This is a genomic window from Pseudoalteromonas sp. A41-2, from assembly GCF_015767615.1.
Classification (GTDB): Bacteria; Pseudomonadota; Gammaproteobacteria; order Enterobacterales; family Alteromonadaceae; genus Pseudoalteromonas; species Pseudoalteromonas lipolytica.
On record NZ_CP065231.1, the window covers coordinates 2,720,497 to 2,735,177 of the forward strand.

Annotated in this window: 10 protein-coding genes; 6 read left to right on the forward strand and 4 right to left on the reverse strand. The window is 43.5% G+C overall.

Translation table 11 applies throughout. The annotated features are described in order from the left end of the window. The first annotated feature begins 76 nt into the window (after positions 1-76). Positions 77-991, forward strand: coding sequence for an ABC transporter substrate-binding protein (locus IT970_RS12275; protein WP_196857373.1), 915 nt, complete (start codon positions 77-79; stop codon positions 989-991). On the opposite strand, the gene IT970_RS12280 is transcribed toward IT970_RS12275, so the two are convergent. Further along, entirely contained in the window at positions 954-1,565 is a 612-nt protein-coding gene (locus IT970_RS12280; RefSeq protein WP_036966270.1) for a fumarylacetoacetate hydrolase family protein, read from the reverse strand. The genes IT970_RS12275 and IT970_RS12280 overlap by 38 nt on opposite strands. Before the next feature lie 317 nt (positions 1,566-1,882). On the opposite strand from IT970_RS12280, the gene IT970_RS12285 reads away from it, so the two are divergent. From IT970_RS12285 to IT970_RS12300, 4 genes are all read left to right on the forward strand, one after another. Further along, positions 1,883-4,831 carry a TonB-dependent receptor gene (locus tag IT970_RS12285; protein ID WP_231387279.1) on the forward strand — a complete coding sequence of 983 codons (2,949 nt, stop codon included), beginning with the start codon at positions 1,883-1,885 and terminating at the stop codon, positions 4,829-4,831. Between the two features lie 90 nt (positions 4,832-4,921). Beyond that, on the forward strand, positions 4,922-6,463 hold the full coding sequence (locus IT970_RS12290) for a tryptophan halogenase family protein (RefSeq protein ID WP_196857374.1): 1,542 nt from the start codon (positions 4,922-4,924) through the stop codon (positions 6,461-6,463). A gap of 20 nt (positions 6,464-6,483) precedes the next feature. Then, positions 6,484-7,209: a SapC family protein gene (locus IT970_RS12295; protein ID WP_196857375.1), complete on the forward strand. Its 726-nt coding sequence runs from the start codon at positions 6,484-6,486 to the stop codon at positions 7,207-7,209. Further along, complete coding sequence (locus IT970_RS12300; protein WP_036966259.1) at positions 7,209-8,219, forward strand: cupin-like domain-containing protein; 1,011 nt, start codon at positions 7,209-7,211, stop codon at positions 8,217-8,219. The genes IT970_RS12295 and IT970_RS12300 overlap by 1 nt, the downstream gene beginning before the upstream one ends. A gap of 65 nt (positions 8,220-8,284) precedes the next feature. Here IT970_RS12300 and IT970_RS12305 read toward each other — a convergent pair whose 3' ends face one another. From IT970_RS12305 to IT970_RS12315, 3 genes are read right to left on the reverse strand one after another with little or no spacing between them, the layout of a single operon-like run. Beyond that, positions 8,285-9,316, reverse strand: coding sequence for a glycoside hydrolase family 16 protein (locus IT970_RS12305; protein WP_196857376.1), 1,032 nt, complete (start codon positions 9,314-9,316; stop codon positions 8,285-8,287). Then, entirely contained in the window at positions 9,307-11,823 is a 2,517-nt protein-coding gene (locus tag IT970_RS12310) for a glycoside hydrolase family 3 protein (protein WP_036966252.1), read from the reverse strand. Before IT970_RS12310 ends, IT970_RS12305 begins: the two co-directional genes overlap by 10 nt. Positions 11,824-11,834: 11 nt before the next feature. Then, a complete protein-coding gene (locus IT970_RS12315) occupies positions 11,835-13,100 on the reverse strand; it encodes a sugar MFS transporter (RefSeq protein ID WP_074988914.1) in 1,266 nt (421 codons plus the stop codon). 234 nt (positions 13,101-13,334) lie between these two features. Here IT970_RS12315 and IT970_RS12320 point away from each other — a divergent pair, with 234 nt between their 5' ends. After that, the gene (locus IT970_RS12320) at positions 13,335-14,669 is read left to right on the forward strand and encodes a GH1 family beta-glucosidase (RefSeq protein WP_231387280.1); all 1,335 of its coding nucleotides are present in this window, start codon (positions 13,335-13,337) and stop codon (positions 14,667-14,669) included. Positions 14,670-14,681: the final 12 nt, after the last annotated feature.

Genomic DNA, 14,681 nt, shown 5'->3' on the forward strand with positions numbered 1-14,681 from the left:
TTTTTAATTGCTGTTTATTTTATTTTCAATACTTTGGTGTATAGTTAATCATCGTTATTGAGTTGTAAGGTAAACGATGAGAAAACATCTAAAAAAAGCATTCTATGTTATTTCTAGCTTATTACTTGGCTCGTATGTGCATGCTTCTGAACAACTATCAATTACATGGCTCGAAAACGATAGCGGGCCTTTTTATATCGAAAAAAATGAAACAACTCCTCACGCGGGTTTATGTAACGAAATAACCGATTTACTCATCACCGCCCTGCCACACATAAAACATACCAAGGTGACAATCCCACAAAAGCGAGCAAGTAAATATTTAGATGAAGGCCACATGGCTTGTTATGCGTGTATGATTCATCGTGAACAAAAAACACATCGCGTTACTTACTCTATTCCGACCACGGTTTACCCGCCGTTTACTGTATTAAGTAATAGCGAACAAGCTGAAAAAATTTATAAAGCTCACGGTAATCCCGTGTCATTAATTTCGCTGTTAACAGATGCACACTTTATATATGGTCAAAATGATGCACGCAAGTTTGGCAACACCCTGGATAACATTGCAAAAAACATTAAGCTTTATGACCATGCAGCACTGAGCAGCACTGGCAGCCAAGCAAGTTATGCACTACTCACGCAGCTTGAGCACGGCTATATTGACTACACCATTGATTACCCATTTGTGGCAGACTATTACAATAAAAAATACCAGCAAGATATAAAGAAACTCGCCATCGGTGACCCTGAACAGCATGTTGTGCTGGGTGCGATTGGCTGCTCAACCAGCGCCCCCAATAATTATGCACAACGCGTGTTAATCGACATTAATAACGCGCTTAAAAACACCGTATTACCAAGTGAAAAATATCAACAAAACCAACGAGCTTGGTTAGAGGAAAGTTTTCCTGATTTTTTAAATTACTACCAACGATTTATCTTAGCGCCACTTAAATCGCCTGCCATTGATGGGTTAGAACTTGAGTAGAGCCATCTTTTAGCGCCACATTAAAAGTGGCACCTGAAATAACTTTACCCACTCCCTCAGGGGTGCCTGTCATAATGATGTCACCATCCTGTAAACTCATAAATTCATTGATCTCAGCTAAAATCTGCTGAGCAGTGTGGATCATCAACTGAGTGTCGCCAAGCTGGGCTAATTTACCATCAATGTGTAGACTAAATTGATACTGCCCTGACTCATTGACTGGCACAAACTCTGTAAAAAGTGCCGCTCCATCAAAGGCTTTAGCACGCTCCCAGGGTAAGCTTTTTTGTTTTAGCTGAGTTTGTAAATCGCGTTTGGTTAAGTCAAGTCCAAGGCCAACACCAGCAAGCTGCTTATTTTTCACTAAAAAACACAATTCTGCTTCGTAATGTAATTGCTCAGAACCGTGCTTAGCATACAGAGACTGCGTTAATGCGCTGTTCGGTTTTACAAATAACACCATACTGGTCGGTGTTTCGTTATTGAGCTCTGCGATATGAGCGGCATAGTTTCGACCAACACACACCACTTTACTTGGTGTCACTATTTCGTTAACAAATTTGACTGAGTGCATTGTGGGTTCCTTATAGTCTACAACACCTTTTGTACTATATTAACATTAATTGAATTATCTAATTTTACCTAAAACAGCTGCAAAACCCGTTAAAAAGCCAAAAAGTTACACTTAATTATTCCTTATAATAACATGAACATACATATTAATTGCCAACTAAAAAGTGATTTATATTGACCATTGTTTAACTTTCTAATAACTTATTGTAAGCGGTTACATTTATAAAAATCGGGTTCGGCGATTTTTTTTGCAATAGAATGTAAGCGCTTACATTTAGACAACAAACACGAAAAATAAAACCAAATCTGGAGATTTGCATGAACCACACACTATTCAAGAAAAAGCAGCTTGCCATTAGCCTTTCCATGGCAATGGGATTAAGCGCGCTAGTTCCTCACTCAGCTGCTGCCGAAGAAAAATCCGAGAAAGCGAGTGATATTGAAGTAATACAAGTATCGGGGATCCGCGGTAGCCTTGTAAAATCAATGGATATCAAACGTCAATCTGCAGGTGTTGTTGATGCAATCACGTCAGAAGATATCGGTAAGTTTCCAGACACAAACTTAGCAGAATCTCTGCAACGTATTACAGGTGTGTCTATAGACCGCAGTAACGGTGAAGGCAGTAAAATCACTGTACGTGGCTTTGGTCCTGAGTTTAACTTAGTCACGTTAAACAACCGCCAAATGCCAACAACGGGCGGCCGCTCATTTGATTTTGGTGATATCGCGACTGAAAGCGTCAGCGGTGTTGAAGTCTACAAAACAGCTCGTTCAGACATACCTAGTGGTGGTATCGGTGCAACCGTTAATATCACTACAGCAAAACCATTATCGAACCCTGGTCTTAAGGCATCAATTGGTGCAAAAGCGGTTCATGATACATCAAACGAAACTGGCGATAATATTACACCTGAAGTTTCTGGCATTTACAGCAACACTTTCAATGATGACCGTTTTGGTGTTTTAATTTCAGGTTCAGTGCAAGAGCGTAACAACCGCGAGCAAGCAATGGCGGTTGATAACTGGATCCCGAATGTTGATATTTCGTCATCTCCAGATTTAGCATTAACAGACAACAATCAACGTGCCGATGGGGCAACATGGTATCCACAAAATGCCGGTTATGCCTTCTCGGACAACACACGTAAACGTACTAACGGTCAACTTGTATTGCAATACGCGCCAACAGACCGTATTACAGCAACACTCGATTACACCTACTCAAAACTTGAATTTGAAAAAGACGGTCGTAGTTTCGGTGTGTGGTTCAATAATGGTGGTAACGTAAGTTCAGCGAACATCAACGAAAATGGCACTTACACAAAAGTTACTGAAATTGGTGGTGATTATTCGACAAACCTTAACCGTGGTGCCACAGAAAACGAAAACAAATCACTGGGTTTAAACATTGATTGGCAAGTAACTGATAACTTAAACATCGAGTTTGATGCTCACAACTCATCAGCAGAAAGTGCTGGGGTTGGTCTTGGCCATGATGCATTTATGATCATTGGTAATACATCGTGTTCATGGTGTGAAAACCCAACAGTGAATATTGATGAGAAAATGGCTGACTTCAGCCAAGGCGAAATCCCACTGATCGATATGACATTGACCAACGGTCAAGCAGAGCTATTACCAAGCGATATGGGAACCTTATTCGCCGGTGTTAATAAAGACACGAACACTAACGATCTAGACCAGTACCAGTTAAAAGGTACTTGGTACAATGAAAACACAGGCGCGCTTTCAAGCATTAACTTTGGTGTATCACATACAAAAGTTGATTTCCGTACTACCACGGCTTATTCAGGTCAGTTAGCGGCTGGTTGGTGGCTAAATTCTGCTGATTGGTATGATGACAGCATGTTTACGCGCGTTGACAGCTCTGGTTTACTTGATGGCTTCTCTGGTGGCGGTAGCGACAAGCTATTAAACTACTACTACGATGCTGACTTTGATGAAATCGTTGCAATCGCCGAAAGCATTGACTGTGACCACCCAGATGGCGGCATTGGTGCATGTAGTTGGCCAGCGGAAGTAAACGGCAAGGTGCAAGCGGGTCCAATTGATGATGACCACCGTGTTAGCGAAGAAACGACGGCATTTTATGCACAAGCTAACTTCGAAACAGAATTCAACGGCATGCCAATTAACATTACCGCAGGCTTACGCTACGAATCAACAGATGTTACAGCAAACAGCCTAGAGCGCCCTGCTGTTGCAATGGAATGGGTAAACGGCAACGAATGGTCATACATTTATGCTGATGAGCGTACCTTCTCAAACGGTGAAGGCAGCACGAAAGAATTTTTACCAAATATCGATATGAACATCGAAGTGGTTGAAGATGTGATTGCTCGTTTCTCATATAGTCGTACCCTAGCTCGCCCACCTGTTGGCGCACTGCGTTCAACAACGTCTTTCTTGGGTAACCCCAAAGTGGGTCAACGTAAAGTTGCGGTAGGTAACCCGAACTTAAAACCTTATACAGCCGATAACATCGACTTATCACTTGAGTACTACTACGGTGAAGGCAGCTATGTTTCTGCTGGTTACTACCGTAAGCAAGTTGATAACTTCTTAGTGAACATCACCACAGAAGAAACAATTGACGGCATCACAGACCCATTCATTGGTGACCGTGCTGAGCAAGCGCGTGAAGACCTAGCTGCAGCAGGTGAGCAACCGTCTGACCAAGCAATTCACGATAAAATCAACGAAAACCAAGGCACTGAAGAAGGCACACCGATTGTGGGCAATAGCACTGACCCACTGGCAAACTTCTTTGTATCTCGCGATAACAACGTTGAGACCGCTAACCTTTGGGGTTGGGAGCTTGCTGCACAGCACATGTTTGGTGAAACTGGATTTGGTATCGCAGCCAACGCAACGTTTGTATTTGGTGATGTTGAAGCAGACAGAGATGCTATCGGTTATCAATTTGCCTTACCGGGCTTAAGTGATTCAGCAAACTTCTCAGCTATTTATGATTTAAACGGCTTATCGGCGCGTATTTCATATAACTGGCGCGATGAATTCTTAACAGGCTTTGATCAACACTCATCACCTGTTTTTACTGAGTCTTATGGCCAGTGGGATATCAACGTGAACTACGCCGTGAACGAAAAGCTAACGGTGTTTGTTGAAGGTCTAAACCTGACAGATGAAACGCAGCGTACCTACGTTCGTTACTCTGAGCAGCTGTTACGTGCAAACCAGTACGGTGCGCGCTACAACATCGGCTTCCGCTACTCGTTCTAGCATTTTGTTGTCAAAAAAGCCGCTCAACAGCGGCTTTTTTTTTCACAAATATGCTAGTTTGTCTTTATAGCGTTTAAGGTAGCTTTGAACATGCAACAGAATAATGTAAAAAAAGTGGTCATTTTAGGAGGGGGAACTGCCGGTTGGTTAACCGCGGGTTTAATTGCCGCACAGCCACATTTAACCCATAACGCACAGATCACCCTCATTGAATCCCCTGATATTGCCACCATTGGTGTTGGTGAAGGTACCTGGCCGACAATGCGCCAAACACTGAAAACCATCGGCATTAGTGAAAGTGACTTTATTCAAACCTGCGATGCTTCATTTAAACAAGGTTCACGCTTTGATGGCTGGTGCGAAGATGATGGCAGCACCCATTATTACCACCCGTTTAGTTTGCCTGTTGCCTATCAGCAGCTAAACATTGCTCCCTATTGGTTCGCCAATAAAGAGGCCGTAAGTTTTAGCCATGCCGTCGCAAGTCAAACCTACTTATGCGATCACCACAAAGCCCCAAAAAACCACCTACACAGCGCCTACCAAGGCGAAGCAAACTATGGTTATCATTTAGATGCTGGAAAGTTTGCGATGTTATTGCAAACTCACTGCACCACTCAACTTAATGTCGAGCATATTGTAAGCCATGTTGAAAGCATTAATAACGATGATGAAGGCTACATCAGCTCATTAGAAACACGCGATCATGGAATAATTACCGGCGACTTGTTTATTGACTGCTCGGGGACACACGCAAAGCTCTTACATCAACATTACGGCGTTGAATTAATCGAGCAACAAGATGTGCTATTTAACGACCGCGCAGTGGCAGTGCAAGTACCTTATGCAAGTCCACAACAAGACATTTTGTCTTATACCAAAGCCACCGCTCAAGATGCGGGCTGGATTTGGGATATTGGCCTACAAAGTCGTCGTGGGCTTGGTATGGTTTACTCAAGTCGTTTTGCCAACAGTGATGATGCCAAACAAGCGCTTGGCCGCTACATTGAAAGCACCCAGCCAGGCACAGACCAAAGCCAATTAACATTTCGCGAGATTCGTTTTACACCCGGCTACAGGCGCACTTTTTGGCATAAAAACTGTTTAGCAATCGGAATGTCAGCAGGCTTTATTGAACCGCTAGAAGCCTCTGCACTCGTGATGGTGGAGCTTGGTCTTAATAATTTACTGGCTAATTTTCCCACACACCGTGCAGCGATGCCTACGCTTGCCAAACGCTTTGATGACCAATGCCATTATCGCTGGCAGCGCATAATCGAATTTTTAAAACTGCATTACGTGTTATCAAAACGGACCAGTCCATACTGGCAAGCACATAAAGAAGCCGCAAGTGTACCGGCGCAACTGCAAGAGAATTTAGCGCTGTGGCAGTATCAAAGTCCATGGCTCAACGATTTTGATCGTGCCCAAGAGGTATTCTCTGCGGCCAGTTATCAGTATGTGCTCTATGGCATGAAACAGCTGCCTAAATTTCCAAGCATGGCAATGCCTGCTGCAATTGTTGAGCACTTTACTGCTAACCAACAACATGCCAAATATGCTTTACAGCAGCTACCAACAAATCGTGAGCTGCTAAACCATATTCAGCAATTTGGTATTCAACCTATTTAATATCAGCATTAGGAGGCCCAATGGCCAATCACGTTTTACTTGATAATATTAGCCATAAAGACCTGAAAGTGATCACCGCACGCGGTGCCGACTGGGGCGATAAAATTAGCTGCGCCACTATTTTCCCAAGCGAGTTTGCAAAAGTACAAGCAAACCAACCTATCGTATTTCGTAAGCAACCACAAACAGGTCAGTTTGAAGCATTGGCATTATTTGGTTTTGAAAATGGTGAAAACCTACTGCTTGATGAAAAAGGCGAATTAAAACTAAGTTACTTACCGCTTAGCATGCAGCGCCAACCGTTTTTAATAGGCCAACAGACGCAATATAACAATGGAATTCCTGAGCAATCATTAGTGGTGCATATTGATTTAGACAGCCCTCGTGTTAGTACAAGTCAGGGGGAAGCCATTTTCCTTGAGCATGGCGGTAACAGTGATTACTTAAATCACATTGCTCAAGTACTGAATACCCTGCATCAAGAGCATCAAACAATTAATGGTTTTTTTGAGCGCCTACTTGCCGCCAACCTGCTGGAAGCATTCAGTATCGAATATGCCCAAAAGAATGGCGAAAAAGTTACAGTGACAGGTTTTTATACCATTAATCAACACGCACTAAATGATTTAACACCGCAACAGTTAAAACAGTTGCAACAGCAAGGCGACTTACAAGCCATTTATATGGTACTTGCATCAATGGAACAGATCCCACACTTACTGAATAAGAAGTGGGCGCAGCAGTAATGTTTAGCGCAGCACCAATTAATGAGTGCAATGCCTCAGAGATTACCAACCTCAAAGCGTTTTTAGCCGACTTAACTGAGCCTTTGGTGATAAGAGAGCTGTGTGCTCACTGGCCTCAGGTTGCAGCAGCCAAAAAAGGCGAAAAACAGGCATTAAGCTACCTTTTAGAGCTGGCCAATAATGCGCCTGTTCGCAGTTTTAGTGCCGATGCTATGCATCAAGGCCGCTATTTTTATAATGCTGATTTATCGGGACTTAATTTTTCACAACACGCCGACTCACTTAAAAGCGTGCTAGACAAGTTAGTCGATAAATTAGCGCACACACAGGCTGACTCGTTGTATATGGGGTCAACCGCTGTGGAATACTGCGCGCCGGGCTTTAGCCTCGACAACCCATTAGAGGTGACCGATTATAACTGCCTAACAAGTCTCTGGGTCGGAAATCACAGTCATATTGCGGCTCATTACGACAATGCCGATAACTTGGCGTGTGTTGCTGCAGGTAAGCGCACCTTTACCCTACTGCCCACTGAGCAGGTAAATAACTTATATGTTGGGCCTCTTGAGTTTACACCCGCGGGTCAGGCTATTAGCTTAGTCGATTTTAATAACCCTGATTTCACGCGTTTTCCACGTTTCAAAGAGGCTGCAGAAAAGGCGCAAACAGCGACATTAACACCTGGGGATGCCATTTATATTCCTGCACTTTGGTGGCACCAAGTCAGTGCAACACAGCCATTTAATGTGTTAGTTAATTATTGGTGGCGACAAGCTCCGGAGTATTTGGCCAACCCCTTTGATGCTATGTTGCATAGCATGTTGGCGATAAAGGACTTACCAAAAGAGCATAAACAAAAATGGCAGCAATTGTTTAATCACTATGTATTTGCTGATGAGGTCGATTTAACCAGCCATATTGCACAGCCTGCACACGGTATTTTGGCTGATATTGATGAATTAACCGCAAGAAAAATAAGACAATTATTACTACAAAAGCTCAACCGATAGAATGAGCCAAAAGCCAGCAGATGCAACGAGTTCGGCGAAACACCTGCAGGCTCTTGGCTCATAATTCACTGACGTTTGCCTTTTATGTGCACTGCTGATGGCTGCACAGAAGCGCACCCCTTGCCCGTTTCACTGTTTTGACTACACTGAAAAACACGCACATAATCCACTAGCATTTGCTTTGGATAACCACTCATGTCAACCCCTTTGTCATTGACATTGGCGGGCCAATTACCCCCAACTGCAAAGTTGAGTAATAAATGAAAACGCTGATCAAAAGGGGCAAAACCGCTGTTTTCTACAAATGAGCCATCGGCTTGCTGTGATGTTGAATACCACTGGTCATGGCGAAACGTTGCATAGTGCACATTATCAACATACCAACGAATTTCATCTTGCTGCCATTCAAGCGCATAAACATGAAAATTATCAGCGGGGTTATCTGCATCACTAAAACGATAAGGCGTGCCACTGTAAACATTTTCAGGAGCAGGTCCACCGTAATGCAAGGTGCCATGCACGCGTGTTTCTAAGCTACCAGCTGGGGCTGTTTTATCATCAGTTTGAGTGTTTAAATTAACCGCTTCCATAATGTCAATTTCGCCTGATGACGCCCAGCGACCATAGTGCCAATCCGTAGGCAGCATCCAAATAGCAGGCCACGCCCCTTGTCCTGCTGGCAATTTAGCGCGAACTTCAAAGCGTCCATAACGCCAATCACCTAAGTGCTTAGTACGAAGCCGTGCCGACGTAAAAGGCTGAGTAGCCAGCAACGATCTTTCAGCATCGCGAGTAACTTCATCTGCGTTATGTAAAGGCCCAGTGTATTGCTCTTTACGCGCAACAATATGCAACAAGCCAGATTCAACAAAGCTGTTTTCGCTTCTGGCGGTATAGCATTGCTGCTCATCATTACCACCACCACGGCAATTAACTTCGTGCTGCCACTTAGTTGGGTCAATGGTGTTTTGTTCAAACTCATCGTGCCAAACAAGCTGCCAGCCTTCACCTAGGCTGGCTTTAATGGGTTCTGCTGTTTGCTGACAGGCACTCAATGCGCCTGTTAGCAAAATAACAGCATAGGTTTTTACTGACATGAAATTGTTGAGTCCTGTGCGTGTGAACTGCTCACACTAAGTTTAGCAACAGATACATGCCACGCACCGTCAGTTGCAAGCTGCCATGGTGAGAATATTTGTCCAAGGTTAACGCCTTGCTCAACAAAACAGTTCAAATCAACCGTGAGTGTTTGCCACTCAGACGTGCGTGTTAGCTGTTTGCTAATATCAAATTGACCGTCACAATTTTCACCACACTGCATCCCTAACATCAATGGTGCATCTGCTGCTTGGTCTATCTTAATTTGCATTTCAAGCTGACCCGCTTTTTCAACATATGAACGCAAATCTGACGGGAACGCAGCCATTAAACGTACCGCAGCAGGCTCTTTACCATTAAAGGTAATCGCACGCGCGTCTTCTTGTACGTCTTTATCAAAGGTTTTTACGCTTACCGCATTGAGTGATGCACGGCTACTTGTCATTGTTTGTTGCTCATTGCCACTTTGCAGTTGCAATGACCAAGGGGCTTTTACTGCGCGTTCAAATAACACTAAATCTTCTAATTTAGTGGCCACGTCAGATACCTCGTTTAGTTCATCTGTTAACGTATTGGCATCTTGGTAGGTTAAGCCAAAGCCATAAGGCAGCAGAGGTGCGTAGTTTTTATCGCCACGATTATAATTTTCTACCGGATTATTTGGCCAAGAGAACGATAATTTCCCTTTAAAATCATGATTAATTGAACCGTCAGCCTGTTTAAAGATGACATCGCTAATGGCATCACCTTCACTGCCTACAAGCCAAGTTGCTACAAACGCATCACTGGCATTAAGTTCAGCATTCACCCACATTGGGCGACCACTAATAAACAGAGATACCACTGGAATTCCGGCTTGTTTCAGCTTTTTAAGTAAGGCTAAATCTGATTTATTACCACGCTGATATTCAAGGTTATCTAGGTCACCATTGCCTTCTGCATATGGTTGTTCACCAAACACTACAATGGCCACATCAGGTTTTGTTGTATATTCACCGTTTAAATCGTATTGAACCTGTCCACCGGCTTGCTCAACCGTGTGTTTAATACCATCGTAAATTGATGATCCACCCGGAAAATCACTGTTTTCATTACCAGTACCTTGCCACGTAATTGTCCAGCCACCCGACTGCATACCAATGTTGTCAGCACCCAGACCCGCGACAAGCACATTTGCTTTAGGCGATAATGGCAACAGCTGTTGCTTATTCTTTAATAACACTAACGATTCACGCACCGCTTGCTTGGCAATTGCACGATGCTCTGCACTGCCAATGATGTCTGTTTTGCCTGAAAGCGGACGGTTTGCCGGGCTTGGTTTATCGAATAAACCGGCACGCATTTTAACGCGCAGAATACGCGTTACTGCATCATCAATTCGGCTTTGGGCAATGTCGCCACTGTTAACTTGTTTGATTAAATTTTCATACAATGGCTTCCACGCATCTGTTGGTACCATGTAAACATCAAGACCCGCATTCGCAGCTTGTGCACAATTACCATTTGTACAACCCGGAATTTGGCCGTGACCATTCCAGTCTCCAACAACAAAGCCATCAAAGCCCATTTTACCTTTTAACACATCGGTAAGTAGGTACTTACTGCCGTGAATTTTCTCTCCATGCCAGCTATTAAACGACGCCATCACGGTTTGTGCGCCGGCACCTAGCCCACCAACGTAGCCTTGGGCATGAATATCAAATAACTCTTGCTCAGATGCCGTGTTATTACCTTGATCGTCACCCCCTTCAGTCCCTCCATCACCTAAAAAGTGCTTAACGGTACTGATCACGCGCTTATCCGATAAAAAGTCTTCATCAACTGCGCCTTGTAATCCTTTTACAATTGCTGCTGAGTAAGCTTTAACGATTTCAGGGTCTTCAGAATAGCCTTCATATGTGCGTCCCCAACGATCATCACGAACCACTGCAACGGTCGGTGCAAACACCCAGTCGATACCCGTTACCATCACTTCTTGTGCGGTTGCCGCTGCAATTTTCTCAATTAAGGCGGGGTTGTTTGTCGCCCCTAAGCCAATGTTGTGTGGGAATAAGGTCGCCCCAATTACGTTATTGTGACCATGCACAGCATCGGTGCCCCACATAGTAGGGATTTTGCTGCCATCAAGTGAATCGTCAATTGATGCTTGATACATTTTTTCAGCCAAGTCTATCCAATCAGCGGCGCTGGCATGTTTATCATTATTAGGGAATGCGCCTCCACCATTTAGGTAAGAACCAAACCCGTATTTACGCATATCTTCAACCGTGATATCTCGAATTTCAGGTTGAATCATCTGCGCCACTTTTTGCTCAAGCGTCATGTCTGCCAAAAGAGCAGCTATTTGCGCTTCCATTTCTGGGTCTGCGTTAATGCCCGTTTCGATACGAGGCCAGATTTCATTCTCAGCGTTCATTTTTGCCACCTTATCTTGCCCTGTACAGCCAAGAATGCTGATGCTGGCAATCATTATCGAACACAGCGTTAATGGTTTTTTTATTGTCATAGTCTGCACCTTTAAGAATGACGGTTCTGAGACACTACTTTTGAGCCAGAAAGCGCAAAGTAAGTAATATATAAATAACAAGCGATTGGCAGTAGTAACGCGAGCTGTACACCGATTGAATCAGCCAGCATACCTTGCATAAGCGGTATAATGGCGCCGCCAACAATCGCTAAACATAAAATACCTGACCCCTTTGAGGTGTATTTACCCAGACCATGTAGTGCCAAGCTAAAAATGGTTGGGAACATAATTGAATTACATAATCCAACCAGTAAAATCGCCCACATTGCAAGGCTGCCCTCGCCGGTCATTGCAACAATAATCAATACAACAGCCAGTAATCCATGACACGCAAGCACTTTACCTGCATTGAACTTTTGCATTACCAGCGCGCCGATAAAGCGGCCGATCATGGCGCCAGCAAAATAGTAGCTAATGTAATGAGCGGCTTCTTTATCAGTTAAGCCTGCAATGTTATCAAGGGTTAAAAAGCCGACTAAAAAGCTGCCAATGGCGACTTCAGCACCGACATAAACAAAAATACCCACAGCACCAAGAATCAAATGGCGATACTGCCAAACGCTGCCTAAATCAACAAAGTCTTCAAGGTCTTGATGCTCCGCTTCGTTATCAGCTTCTCTGCCTAACTTAGGTAATTTTAAGAATGCAAAAATGAGGGCAAGAACAAGCAAACTGGCAGACAACATTAAATAAGGAAACTTCACTTGTTCCGCAGTCGCATGACTCACTTCCGTTAAAATTAACCACCCACCAAAAATAGGTGCAACCGTGGTGCCTAGCGAGTTGAATGCCTGGGTCATTGTTAAACGTGAAGACGCGGTTTTTTGTGGTCCAAGTACACTGACATACGGATTAGCAGAGACTTGTAAAATAGTGATACCTGATGCAAGCACAAACAAGGCAAGTAAAAACAACTCATACACATGTGCGACAGCCGCAGGGTAAAACAGTGCGCATCCAATTGCTGCTACAACCAGCCCTACAACAATACCAAACTGATAACCAATACGACTTACAAGCTTACCGGCGGGAATAGACATCACAAAGTACGCGCCAAAAAAGCAAAACTGAATCAGCATCGCTTGCGTGTAGTTAAGTGAAAACATGCCTTTTAGATACGGGATCAGAATGTCGTTTAAACACGTGATGAATCCCCACATAAAAAACAAAGTGGTTAATGATGCCAGTGCAAAAGTTTGCTTGGGCATCGCCACTTGACTTGATGTTGCCGCAACAGGCGTTGAAACATGAGCCATAATTTTATTCTCTAGTTATTTATATTTATCAGTTTGTTACAGCAAATATAGTGCTTTTTCATGGTTAAAGAAAAAACAAAAAAGTGTTGCAACATAAAATGTAAGCGCTTACATTTATAACATATAAATCATATTAAGCAATTTATTTGCAGAAAAACTGTAAGCGCTTACAACTGACTACTATGCTGTATGCCAGCCGCCTTACACAATCAATGCGAAGGAAGACTATCCACTGTGTTTAAAACTATTTCTCTTTTGCCCGACTCGTATTTACTCAAGCCCGAGTTTACCTTTGGTGTTGCTACTGCCTCATTTCAAATTGAAGGCGCACGGGATACACGCTTAGCGTGTATTTGGGACACTTTTTGCGAAAAACCTTCCGCCATTGCCGATAACAGTAACGGTGATATAGCGTGCGATCATGTTACACATTGGCGACACGATATTGAGATGATTGCTGATTTAGCCGTTGATGCCTATCGTTTATCTATTTCATGGCCTCGGGTAATCAACGAGGATGGCTCTGTAAACTCACAAGGCATGGCATTTTATACTGAGTTACTCAGCGCACTTAAAGCACGCAATATCAAAACATATGTCACCTTATACCACTGGGATTTACCCCAGCACCTTGAAGACAAAGGGGGCTGGCTGAATCGCGAAACAGCCTACAAGTTCCAAGACTATGCCGACAAAGTCAGTCGTCACTTAGGTGACTTGGTTGACTCTTTTGCCACGTTGAACGAACCGTTTTGTAGTGCGTATTTAGGCTACGAAATTGGTGTGCATGCTCCGGGCATAAAAAGCCAGCAAGCAGGTCGTCAAGCGGCTCATCATCTATTACTGGCTCATGGTTTGGCTATGCAAGTATTACGCAAAAACTGCCCTAATACCGAGGCAGGTATCGTATTAAACTTCAGTCCAACCTACCCACTGACAGAGAATGATTGCAACGCAGCAAAGCTTGCTGACCAATACCATAATCAGTGGTACATTAAAGCGGTTTTAGAGGGATGCTATCCCCCGCTTTTTGATGACTTAGCGGCGGATGTAAAACCCATTATCGAAGCCGATGATATGGCAATAATTAGTCAATCTATCGACTTTATTGGCGTTAATTACTATACCCGCATACACTACAAAAGCACGCCTGATGGCTGGTTTGAAGAAGCCCCGTTGACCGATGTGCGTGTCACCGATATGGGCTGGGAAGTTTACCCAGAAGGCCTGACTGAGCTGCTTGTTTCATTACATCAGCACTATAATTTACCCAAAATGTATATCACCGAAAATGGTGCAGCTATGGCTGATAGTTTAGTAGATGGTGAAGTATACGATATTGAACGCGTTGATTATTATCACACTCATTTAAATGCTGTGTGTAATGCAATTCGCCAAGGCGTTAATATTCAAGGCTATTTTGCATGGAGCTTAATGGATAACTTTGAATGGGCGTATGGTTATGAAAAACGTTTTGGGTTAGTTTATATCGACTATCAAAGCCAACAACGCATTTTAAAAGAAAGTGCAAAGCAGTATCGCGCACTGTTAAAGCAGCGAAAAAAATAATAACAAACGAGA

Bases quoted from the DNA above. Each gene is read 5' to 3' on its own strand.
- IT970_RS12275 (WP_196857373.1), top strand. From the start codon at position 77: ATGAGAAAACATCTAAAAAAAGCATTCTATGTTATTTCTAGCTTATTA.
- IT970_RS12280 (WP_036966270.1), bottom strand. From the start codon at position 1,565: ATGCACTCAGTCAAATTTGTTAACGAAATAGTGACACCAAGTAAAGTG.
- IT970_RS12285 (WP_231387279.1), top strand. From the start codon at position 1,883: ATGAACCACACACTATTCAAGAAAAAGCAGCTTGCCATTAGCCTTTCC.
- IT970_RS12290 (WP_196857374.1), top strand. From the start codon at position 4,922: ATGCAACAGAATAATGTAAAAAAAGTGGTCATTTTAGGAGGGGGAACT.
- IT970_RS12295 (WP_196857375.1), top strand. From the start codon at position 6,484: ATGGCCAATCACGTTTTACTTGATAATATTAGCCATAAAGACCTGAAA.
- IT970_RS12300 (WP_036966259.1), top strand. From the start codon at position 7,209: ATGTTTAGCGCAGCACCAATTAATGAGTGCAATGCCTCAGAGATTACC.
- IT970_RS12305 (WP_196857376.1), bottom strand. From the start codon at position 9,316: ATGTCAGTAAAAACCTATGCTGTTATTTTGCTAACAGGCGCATTGAGT.
- IT970_RS12310 (WP_036966252.1), bottom strand. From the start codon at position 11,823: ATGACAATAAAAAAACCATTAACGCTGTGTTCGATAATGATTGCCAGC.
- IT970_RS12315 (WP_074988914.1), bottom strand. From the start codon at position 13,100: ATGGCTCATGTTTCAACGCCTGTTGCGGCAACATCAAGTCAAGTGGCG.